Annotated in this window: 9 protein-coding genes and 2 pseudogenes; 1 reads left to right on the plus strand and 10 read right to left on the minus strand. The window is 69.5% G+C overall.

Translation table 11 applies throughout. From position 1 onward, the window contains the following. Positions 1-137: 137 nt before the first annotated feature. A pseudogene (gene hemN / locus x551_RS14650) lies at positions 138-1,567 on the minus strand (oxygen-independent coproporphyrinogen III oxidase). A 167-nt stretch (positions 1,568-1,734) separates the two neighbouring features. On the opposite strand from hemN, the gene fnr reads away from it, so the two are divergent. Beyond that, positions 1,735-2,475: a fumarate/nitrate reduction transcriptional regulator Fnr gene (gene fnr, locus x551_RS14655; protein ID WP_148210938.1), complete on the plus strand. Its 741-nt coding sequence runs from the start codon at positions 1,735-1,737 to the stop codon at positions 2,473-2,475. 30 nt (positions 2,476-2,505) lie between these two features. Here fnr and x551_RS14660 read toward each other — a convergent pair whose 3' ends face one another. The 9 genes and pseudogenes from x551_RS14660 to x551_RS14700 all read right to left on the minus strand — a co-directional run. After that, positions 2,506-2,760, minus strand: a complete 255-nt coding sequence (locus x551_RS14660; protein ID WP_036233355.1) for a hypothetical protein — start codon at positions 2,758-2,760, stop codon at positions 2,506-2,508. Between the two features lie 35 nt (positions 2,761-2,795). Beyond that, on the minus strand, positions 2,796-3,044 hold the full coding sequence (locus x551_RS26165) for a hypothetical protein (protein ID WP_011830061.1): 249 nt from the start codon (positions 3,042-3,044) through the stop codon (positions 2,796-2,798). A 24-nt stretch (positions 3,045-3,068) separates the two neighbouring features. Then, a complete protein-coding gene (gene ccoG / locus x551_RS14670) occupies positions 3,069-4,553 on the minus strand; it encodes a cytochrome c oxidase accessory protein CcoG (RefSeq protein WP_081771341.1) in 1,485 nt (494 codons plus the stop codon). 31 nt (positions 4,554-4,584) lie between these two features. Then, on the minus strand, positions 4,585-5,508 hold the full coding sequence (ccoP, locus tag x551_RS14675; protein WP_036233335.1) for a cytochrome-c oxidase, cbb3-type subunit III: 924 nt from the start codon (positions 5,506-5,508) through the stop codon (positions 4,585-4,587). Continuing rightward, entirely contained in the window at positions 5,501-5,671 is a 171-nt protein-coding gene (locus x551_RS14680; protein ID WP_011830064.1) for a CcoQ/FixQ family Cbb3-type cytochrome c oxidase assembly chaperone, read from the minus strand. The genes ccoP and x551_RS14680 overlap by 8 nt, the downstream gene beginning before the upstream one ends. A 16-nt stretch (positions 5,672-5,687) precedes the next feature. Continuing rightward, positions 5,688-6,317 carry a cytochrome-c oxidase, cbb3-type subunit II gene (gene ccoO, locus x551_RS14685; RefSeq protein ID WP_036233331.1) on the minus strand — a complete coding sequence of 210 codons (630 nt, stop codon included), beginning with the start codon at positions 6,315-6,317 and terminating at the stop codon, positions 5,688-5,690. Between the two features lie 22 nt (positions 6,318-6,339). Beyond that, a pseudogene (gene ccoN, locus x551_RS14690) lies at positions 6,340-7,772 on the minus strand (cytochrome-c oxidase, cbb3-type subunit I). Between the two features lie 79 nt (positions 7,773-7,851). Continuing rightward, entirely contained in the window at positions 7,852-8,082 is a 231-nt protein-coding gene (gene ccoS / locus x551_RS14695; protein WP_310732247.1) for a cbb3-type cytochrome oxidase assembly protein CcoS, read from the minus strand. Further along, on the minus strand, positions 8,072-9,484 hold a 1,413-nt coding region (locus tag x551_RS14700), incomplete at its 5' end, for a heavy metal translocating P-type ATPase (RefSeq protein WP_036249178.1). The genes x551_RS14700 and ccoS, both read right to left, overlap by 11 nt.

A 9,484-nucleotide genomic window follows, 5' to 3' on the forward strand; every position in this document is an offset into this window, starting at 1 on the left:
GCCGTGCGCCGCCGCAGGACCGCTCGATCGCCGCGCAGGGCGCGGCGCACATCGCGGCACAGTGCGGACTGCCCGCGATGCCGATCGCCAGCCCGGCCGCCACCAGCGAGAGGCTCATGCGGTGACTGTCCCTTGCGTCAGATCAGCCGCGAATAGCGTTCGCGATCGCGGTCGGCCTGCAGGTGACGATCGAACACCATCGCCACCGCGCGCACGAAGTACCAGCCAGCGGGGTGAGCTGGATCGCGTCGTCGTCGATCTCGATCAGCCCCTGCCCGGCCAGTGGCTGCAGCCGGCGCAGTTCGGCCTCGAAGTAGCGGCGGAAATCGAGCAGGTGGGCCAGTTCGATGGATTCGAACACCACCCGCCCCTGGCACATCAGCGCCATGATCACCGAGCGGCGCACCACATCGTCCCGCGTCAGCACGAGGCCGCGCACCACCGGCAGTTCCCCGGAGCGCAGGGCGTCCTGGTACTCCGGCAGCGTCTTCGCGTTCTGGCTGTAGGTCGCGCCGATGCGGCCGATGGCCGAGACGCCCAGGCCGATCAGGTCGCAGTCGGGCTGGGTGCTGTAGCCCTGGAAATTGCGGTGCAGCCGGCCCTGCCGCTTGGCCGCGGCCAGCGCGTCACCCGGCAGGGCGAAGTGGTCCATGCCGATGTAGTCGTAGCCGTGCGCCAGGAAGGCGGCGATCGCGTTCGACAGCATCGTCACGCGCTGGGCGGTGCCCGGCAGGTCTGCCGCATGGATGCGCCGCTGCGGCTTGAAGCGCTGCGGCAGATGCGCATAGCTGTAGAGCGCCACGCGGTCCGGCCGCAACCGCGCCACCTGCTCCACCGTCCGGGCCAGCGAGGCCGGGGTCTGCTTGGGCAAGCCGTGGATCAGGTCGACGTTGATCGAATCGAAGCCCAATGCGCGCGCGCTGGCGATCAGCGCCTCCACCTGCTCGGCCGGCTGCACGCGGTGCACCGCGTGCTGCACTTCGGGGTCGAAGTCCTGCACGCCGAAGCTCAGGCGGTTGAAGCCCAGCGCCTTCAGGTGCGAAAGCCGCGAGGCACTGACGGTGCGCGGGTCGACCTCGATCGAGCATTCGGCCTGCGGCTGCAGGTCGAAGGCGCCGCGCAGCAGGGCCATCAGCTGCGACAGCTCCGCATCGTCCAGGAAGGTCGGCGTACCGCCGCCGAGGTGCAGCTGACTGACGCGCTGGCGGCTGCCGATCACGTCCTGGTGCAATGCCACCTCGCGGCCCAGCCACTCCAGGTACTCGGTGCCGCGCCGGTGCTGCCGGGTGATCACCTTGTTGCAGGCGCAGTAGTAGCAGACCGACTCGCAGAATGGGATGTGGACGTAGATCGACAGCGGTGTGCCGCCGCCCACCGCGCCGGCCGCCGGGGCGCCGCTGCGGCGCTGGCCCAGGGCCTGCCGGTACTGAGCGGGGCCGAAGGCCTCCACGAAGCGGTCGGCAGTCGGGTAGGAGGTGTAGCGCGGCCCACCGGCGTCCAGACGACTCAGGAGTTCCTCGCTCGGCGCAGCCGGTTCCAGCATGTCGGTCAGGGTCGGAGGGGGCATGTCCGGACTGTGCCGAGGGCCTCTCACCGGGCTCTTGATCTGGGTCAAGGCCGGTCGCCGGCGGCCTCCGACAATCCACGCACAGCTTGAGGTCGATCATGCAACTTGCCCCTCACGACACTGCCGCCGACTCACATGCTCCATCGCGGGTGGCGCACAAGATCATAATGAAGCGCATGGAACGTGAACCGATCCGCATCGAGGCCCTCAAGGTCGCATGCTCCAGTTGCAACCTGCGCGAGCTCTGCCTGCCGGTGGGGCTGTCGGACGACGATCTCGACCACCTCGACCAGCTGGTCGGCAGCCGCCGCCCCGTGAAGCGCGGCGACACGCTGTTCCACGCCGGGGATCGCTTCGAGTCGCTTTATGCGGTGCGCACCGGCTTCTTCAAGACCTGCGTGTCCGCCGACGACGGCCGCGACCAGGTGACCGGCTTCCAGATGGCCGGCGAACTGCTGGGACTGGACGGCATCAGCACCGACCGCCATGCCTGCGACGCGGTGGCGCTGGAGGACTCCCAGGTCTGCCAGATCCCCTACTCGCAGCTCGAGAAGCTGTCGCGCGAATCCACGCCGCTGCAGCACCAGTTCCACAAGATCATGAGCCGCGAGATCGTGCGCGACCACGGCGTGATGCTGCTGCTCGGCAGCATGCGGGCCGAGGAGCGGCTCGCGGCCTTCCTGCTGAACCTCACGCAGCGCCTGCAGGCACGCGGCTTCTCGGCCTCGTCGCTCGTGCTGCGCATGACGCGCGAGGAGATCGGCAGCTACCTCGGTCTCAAGCTGGAGACCGTGAGCCGCACCTTCTCGAAGTTCCAGGACGAAGGTCTGCTCGAGGTGAAGCAGCGCGACATCCGCGTGCTCGACGAATCCGGGCTGCGCCGGCTCGTCAACGGCCCGGCCTGCTGAAGGTTCGCCGCCTGCCTCGCCCGGCGCGACTCAGGGCCAGCGGCGCGGCTCGGTATTGGCCGGCTCCGGCGTTGCCAGTAGCAGCGTCAACATCGACGTCAGCGCGCACACGGTCCAGAACGCGAAGAAGGCCAGCGTGTAGACGCCAGCCGGCGACACCGTCTCCAGCGCGCGCCCGACCCAGCCGTTCAGTTCCGCCGGGTCGGCTGCGCTGAACACCAGGACCTCCAGCACACCCGCCATCAGGAACGACGGCCAGGCGATCCACAGCGTGCGTTGTCTCATCGTCGCGAGCTCCGGGTCGACGGGCGGCACCACGCTCAGCGCTCGGGGCGCGGCGTGGCCGCATGATTGCGCGCCTGCACTGCCGGCGTGTCGCTGCCCAGCGGTTCGCTGCTGCGGCTGAGCACCGGGTCGCTGCCACGCACGGCGATCACGGCAGTGACGATGCCAGCCACCACGACCGCCAGCGGGCCGCCCAGCACCAGCCACAGCATGGGCTCGCGCCACCAGGGCAGCGGCCGCTCAGGCGCGGGCGTCGGGCGGGTTGCGTTCTCGTTCGGGGTCATGGGTTGCTCCGGAGAGGGCCGCGTTCAGCGCGGCACGACGAAGGTGGATTTCTCGGACACGCTGGCCGCCGGCTGCATGCCGTCGGCCTCGCGGATGATCTCGAAGCGCAGGGGGTGGGCGCCGGGGCCCAGGGCCGCGGCGCTCTGCGGCGGCACTTGCACCGCGACAGGCACCCAGCGCGACTCGGCCGGGGCCAGCCGCACCTCGTCACGCACCTGCGCCTGCGCGCCGGCGATGCCGCTCACCACCACCCGGTAGCGCTGCTCCGACTCGGTGGCGTTCATGATCTGCAACCGGTAGACATTCTCGATGCGCCCTTCGTCGACCAGCCTTGCCAACGTACCGCGGTCGCGCACCACGTCGACGCGCATCGGGCTGCGCAGCACGAGACTGGTGACGAAGCCGACCGAGATCAGCAGCAGGATCACGCCGTAGACCAGCACGCGCGGACGGAACACACGCCGCCAGTCCAGCCTGCTCTGCCCGGCAGCCAGGCCGTTCTGCGTCGCATAGCGGATCAGTCCGCGCGGATACGCCATCTTGTCCATCACGCCGTTGCACACGTCGATGCAGGCGGCACAACCGATGCACTCGTATTGCAGCCCCTCGCGGATGTCGATGCCGGTCGGGCAGACCTGCACGCACAGCGTGCAGTCGATGCAGTCGCCTTTGCCCTGGGCGGCCAGCGCGTCGTGCGCCAGGCTGCGCGGGCGCGAGCCGCGCGGCTCTCCGCGCCCGCCGTCATAGCTGATGATCAGGGTGTCGTGGTCGAACATCGCGCTCTGGAAGCGCGCGTACGGGCACATGTACTTGCACACCTGCTCGCGCATGAAGCCGGCGTTGCCATAGGTCGCGAAGCCGTAGAACAGCACCCAGAACGCTTCCCAGGGGCCGGGCCCGGCCGACCCCGGGCCGGCCAGACCGATCAGCGCGAGCACCTCGCCGCCCAGTTCGCGGATCGGCGTGAAGTAGCCGACGAAGGTGAAGCCAGTCCACAGGCCGATCGCCAGCCACACCGCGTGCTTGGCCGACCGGCGGGCCAGCTTCGCGGCGCCCCAGGGCGCGGCATCGAGCTTCAGGCGCGCCTGGCGGTCGCCTTCGATATGGTGCTCGACCCACATGAAGATCTCGGTGTAGACCGTCTGCGGGCAGGCGTAGCCGCACCACAGGCGGCCTGCCACCGCGGTGAACAGGAACAGCCCGTAAGCCGACAGGATGAGCAGGCCCGTCAGGTAGATGAAGTCCTGCGGGTAGAGCACCAGGTCGAAGATGTAGAAGCGCCGTGCGCCCAGGTCGAACAGCACCGCCGGGCGGCCGTTCCAGGGCAGCCAGGGCAGCCCGTAGAACACCAGCTGCGTGAGCCACACCAGCGCCCAGCGCCACGCAGCGAACCAGCCATGCACCGAACGCGCGTGGATGGTCGCCTGCTTCGCATACAGCGAGACCATCTCGCCGGTGTCGTCGGACACCGGCGCGATCGGGATCACGCGTGACGCCGGTCGACTCATCGACAACTCGCGCCAGGGCGGCGGCGGTGACTCATTTCGCTGCGGCCGTTGTCGTGGCCCCGCCGTTCGAGAGCCCCCAGACGTAGGCGGCGAGCACCTGGATCTGCGCATCGCTCAGCCGCCCGGCGTGCGCCGGCATCACGTTGGTCTTGCCTTCGTTGATCATCCGGACCACCGCCTCCTCGCCCCAGCCGTGCAGCCAGATCCGATCGCTGAGGTTGGGCGCGCCGAGCGCCGGGTTGCCCTTGCCGCCCGGGCCGTGGCAGGCTGCGCAGGCCGTGAACTTGGTGCGTCCGATCTGGGCCGCGATGCTGTCGTGCGGGCTGCCCGAAAGGCTCAGCACGTAGTTCGCGACGTTGCGCACATCGTCGGCGCTGCCGACTGCCGCCGCCATCGGCGGCATCATGCCCTGGCGCCCCTGGGCAATCGATTGCGCAATCTGCTCGGGCGACCCGCCGTGCAGCCAGTCGGTATCGGTCAGGTTCGGAAAACCCTTGCTGCCCCGCGCGTCGGAACCGTGGCACTGCGCGCAGTTGTTGATGAACAGCCGCTCGCCCAGCGCATGGGCCTGCGGGTCACGCGCCAGTTCGGCGGCCGACATCGTGGTGAAGCGCGCGTAGAGAGGCTCCACTTGGGCGCGACCGCGCGCCATCTCCGATTCGTACTCCGACTGCGAGGTCCAGCGCAGCTGGCCTGGGTGGGTGCCCAGCCCCGGATAGAGCACCAGATAGAGCGCACCGAACAACACCGTCAGCACGAACAGACCCATCCACCACAGCGGCAGCGGGTTGTTCAGCTCGCGCAGATCCTCGTCCCAGACATGGCCGGTGGTGTTGTCGCCGGCCATCACCTTACGGCGGCTGGCGATGAACAGCAGCACCAGGCACGCCGCGAGGCCGGCGATCGTGACGATGGCGATGAACAGCGGCCAACCGACCGCGACGAAATCACTCATGACGGCCCCCCAGCCGGGTTGCGGCCTCGTCGGCCGCGAACGGCAGACGGGCAGCTTCTTCGAAGCTCTCATTGCGCCGACGCGACAAGGTCCAGGCGACGATGCCGATGAAGACCAGGAAGGACAGCAGCGTCACGGCTGCCCGCAATTCGTTCAGGCTCATTTCGTGCGTCCCCTTCTCACTTCACCGCGGTGCCGAGCACCTGGAGATAGGCCACGAGCGCGTCGAGCTCGGTCTTGCCCTTGACGTCCTCGCCGGCCTGCGCCAGCTCGGCGTCGGTGTACGGCGCGCCCAGGGCGCGCAGCGCGCGCAGCTTTCCAGGCATCTCGGCCGGATCGAGCGCCGCCTTGGCGAGCCAGGGATAGGCGGGCATGTTGGACTCGGGCACCAGGTCGCGCGGGTTCGCGAGGTGCAGGCGATGCCACTCGTCGCTGTAGCGCCCGCCAACCCGGTGCAGGTCGGGACCGGTGCGCTTGCTGCCCCACTGGAACGGCCGGTCGTAGACGAACTCGCCCGCCACCGAGTAGTGGCCGTAGCGCAGCGTCTCGGCGCGGAACGGCCGGATCATCTGCGAGTGGCAGTTGTAGCAACCCTCGCGCACGTAGACGTCGCGGCCGGCCACCTGCAGGGCCGTGTAGGGCTTGAGGCCGGGCACCGGCTCGGTGGTGCTGCGCTGGAAGAACAGCGGCACGATCTCGACCAGGCCGCCGACAGCCACCACCACCAGGATCAGCACGATCATCAGCCAGTTGGTAGTCTCGATGCGCTCGTGGCCACGGGCCGGCGCTGCGTTGTGTTCGTTGCTCATGTCATCGGGTCCTCGGCAGGGTTCAGGCGCGCGCCAGCGCGGTGGGCACCGGCACAAGCGCGCGGCGGCCCGCCTTCACGGTCATCACCACGTTCCAGGCCATCAGCAGCATCCCGCTCAGGTACAGCAGGCCGCCGAGCAGGCGCACCACGTAGAACGGAAAGGTCGCCTTCACGCTCTCGACGAAGCTGTAGACCAGCGTGCCGTCAGGTTGATGGCGCGCCACATCAGGCCCTGCATCACGCCGGCGATCCACATCGCGGCGATGTAGAGCACGACGCCGATGGTCGCGATCCAGAAGTGCAGCTCGATCGCCCGCACGCTGTACATCTCCTTGCGGCCGAACATGCGCGGGATCAGGTAGTACAGCGAGCCCATCGAGATGAAGCCCACCCAGCCGAGCGCGCCGCTGTGCACGTGTCCGACGGTCCAATCGGTGTAGTGGGAGAGCGCGTTGACGGTCTTGATCGACATCATCGGCCCCTCGAAGGTCGACATGCCGTAGAACGACAGCGAGACGATCAGGAACTTCAGGATCGGGTCGTCGCGCAGCTTGTGCCAGGCACCGCTGAGGGTCATGATCCCGTTGATCATGCCGCCCCAGCTGGGCGCCAGCAGCACCAGCGAGAACACCATGCCCACGCTCTGCGCCCAGTCGGGCAAGGCGGTGTAGTGCAGGTGGTGGGGGCCTGCCCACATGTAGGTGAAGATCAGTGCCCAGAAGTGCACGATCGACAGCCGGTAGCTGTACACCGGGCGCTCGGCCTGCTTGGGGATGTAGTAGTACATCATCCCGAGGAAGCCGGCCGTCAGGAAGAAGCCCACCGCATTGTGGCCGTACCACCACTGCACCATCGCATCCTGCACGCCGGCGTAGGCGGAGTAGCTCTTGGTCAGACTCACCGGCAGCGCCGCGCTGTTCACCAGGTGCAGCAGCGCCACCGTCAGGATGAAGGCGCCGAAGAACCAGTTGGCCACGTAGATGTGGCGCACCTTGCGGATGCCGATGGTGCCGAAGAACACCACCGCGTAGGCCACCCACACCAGCGTGATCAGGATGTCGATCGGCCACTCGAGTTCCGCGTACTCCTTGCCGCTGGTCATGCCCAGCGGCAGCGTGACCGCCGCCAGCACGATCACCGCCTGCCAGCCCCAGAAGGTGAAGTGCGCGAGCGCCGGCGCGAACAACCGGACCTGGCAGGTGCGCTGCACCACGTGAAAGGAGGTGGCCATCAGCGCGCAACCGCCGAACGCGAAGATCACGGCGTTGGTATGCAGCGGCCGCAGCCGCCCGTAGCTCAGCCAGGGAATGCCGAAGTTGAGTTCCGGCCACGTGAGCTGCGCTGCGATCAGCACGCCCACCGCCATGCCGACCACGCCCCACAGCACGGCCGCCAGCGCGAACTGCGTGACCACACGATCCTCGTAGACCGGCGCTGCTCCCTGGGCCGCCATTGCGTTCATCGAACTCTCCTCGCATCCTGTCGATGACAGGGAGTGTCCGAACCGGAGCCTTGATGCGGCTTGACGCCGGTCAAGCTTCGGTCGATGCGTGCGCGTTCGGGTCGGCCGCCGTGGCGGGCGCGCCGCAGGCGCCGGGCTCTTCCAGCACCCGGGTGGCCTCGCGCTCGAGGTCGTCGAACTGGCCGTGGTGCACCGCCCAGGCGAAGACACCGAGCACGACCAGCGCAAGCAGCACCGAAATCGGCAAAAGCAGGTAAAGGCTGTCCATCCGGTCCGCCGTCCCTTTGTGTTCAGCGCGCAAGGCGCAGCGCGTTGCCGACCACGACGAGCGAACTGAGCGCCATGCCCAGCCCAGCAGCCCACGGCGGCAGCCAGCCCAGCAGGGCCAGCGGCACGCAGACCGCGTTGTAGCCTGCCGCCCAGGCCAGGTTCTGGCGCACGACGGCGGCACAGCGACGTGCGACGCCACGCGCATGGGCAATCTCACCGAGCCGGCTGCCCAGCACCACGATGTCGGCGCGCTGCTGCGCGAGCGCCGCGCCGTGGCCGAGCGCGACGGACACGTCGGCCTGGGCCAGCACCGGGCCGTCGTTCAGGCCGTCGCCCACCATCAGGACGCGGTGCCCCTGGCGCTGCAGTGCGCGCAGGCTGGCCAGCTTGTCCTGCGGCGTCGCGTCGTGCCGTGCATCCGCGAGGCCCAGACGCTGGGCCACCGCCTGCACGGCCCCCGCGCGATCGCCCGAGAGCAGGCGCAACCTGATGCCTTGCTCGCGCAGCGATTGCAGCAGGCCGGCCGTATCGGGGCGCAGCACCTCGTCGAACTCGAAGCGCGCGTGCGGCGGGGCCGCTGTCCCGTCCTGAGGCGCCAGCCACACCGCCGGCCGCGCAAGATCGGTGGGCGGCACGACGCCGACCCAGGCCGCCGACCCGAGCCGCCAGCGCCGGCCGTCGGCATCGAGCGCCTCGAGGCCCTGCCCGGCCTGCTCGCGCGCACCGTGCCAAGGCCAGGACGCGGCGTCCTCGGAGGGCGTCGCGCGCACCAGCGCCTGTGAGAGCGGATGACGGGAGTGGGCGGCCAACGCCGCCGCACGCCGCTGCCAGGCCTGCAGGTCGTCACCGTCCGGCCACACCACCTGCGCGAGCGCAAGCCGGTCTTCGGTCAGCGTGCCGGTCTTGTCGAAGCAGGCGACGTCGATCTGCGCCAGCGTCTCGAGCGCGTCGAGGCGCTGCACCAGCACGCCGCGACGCGCCAGCGCGCCGGTGGCCGCGATCAGCGCCGACGGGGCAGCCAGCGACAGCGCGCAGGGGCAGGTGACGATCAGGATGGACACCGCCACCCACACGGCACGCGACGGGTCGACGTGCATCCACACACCGAAGGCCGCCGCCGCCAGCAGCAGCACGCCGCCCACGAACGGCGCGGCCACGCGGTCGGCCCAGCGCACCGTCGACGGCCGCTCGGTCAGCGCTCGCTGCATCAGCGCCACGATCTGTTGATGGCGGGTGCCATGGCCGACCTGTGTGACCCGCATCAGCACCGGCGCGCCGAGGTTCAGGCTGCCGGCGATCACCGCGTCGCCGACGCCGCGCACCAGCGGCCGCGACTCGCCCGTCAGCAGCGATTCGTCGGCCTGCGTCCGGCCCTCGATCAGGCAGCCGTCGGCCGGGAAGGCCTGCCCCACGCAACGCGGACCGGTCGCCCG

Origin of the sequence: Methylibium sp. T29 (assembly GCF_000576205.1) — a bacterium.
Lineage (GTDB): Bacteria > Pseudomonadota > Gammaproteobacteria > Burkholderiales > Burkholderiaceae_C > Methylibium > Methylibium petroleiphilum.

Coding starts and splice junctions, on each gene's coding strand:
- fnr (WP_148210938.1), top strand. CDS start 1,735: ATGAAGCGCATGGAACGTGAACCGATCCGCATCGAGGCCCTCAAGGTC.
- x551_RS14660 (WP_036233355.1), bottom strand. CDS start 2,760: ATGAGACAACGCACGCTGTGGATCGCCTGGCCGTCGTTCCTGATGGCG.
- x551_RS26165 (WP_011830061.1), bottom strand. CDS start 3,044: ATGACCCCGAACGAGAACGCAACCCGCCCGACGCCCGCGCCTGAGCGG.
- ccoG (WP_081771341.1), bottom strand. CDS start 4,553: ATGAGTCGACCGGCGTCACGCGTGATCCCGATCGCGCCGGTGTCCGAC.
- ccoP (WP_036233335.1), bottom strand. CDS start 5,508: ATGAGTGATTTCGTCGCGGTCGGTTGGCCGCTGTTCATCGCCATCGTC.
- x551_RS14680 (WP_011830064.1), bottom strand. CDS start 5,671: ATGAGCCTGAACGAATTGCGGGCAGCCGTGACGCTGCTGTCCTTCCTG.
- ccoO (WP_036233331.1), bottom strand. CDS start 6,317: ATGAGCAACGAACACAACGCAGCGCCGGCCCGTGGCCACGAGCGCATC.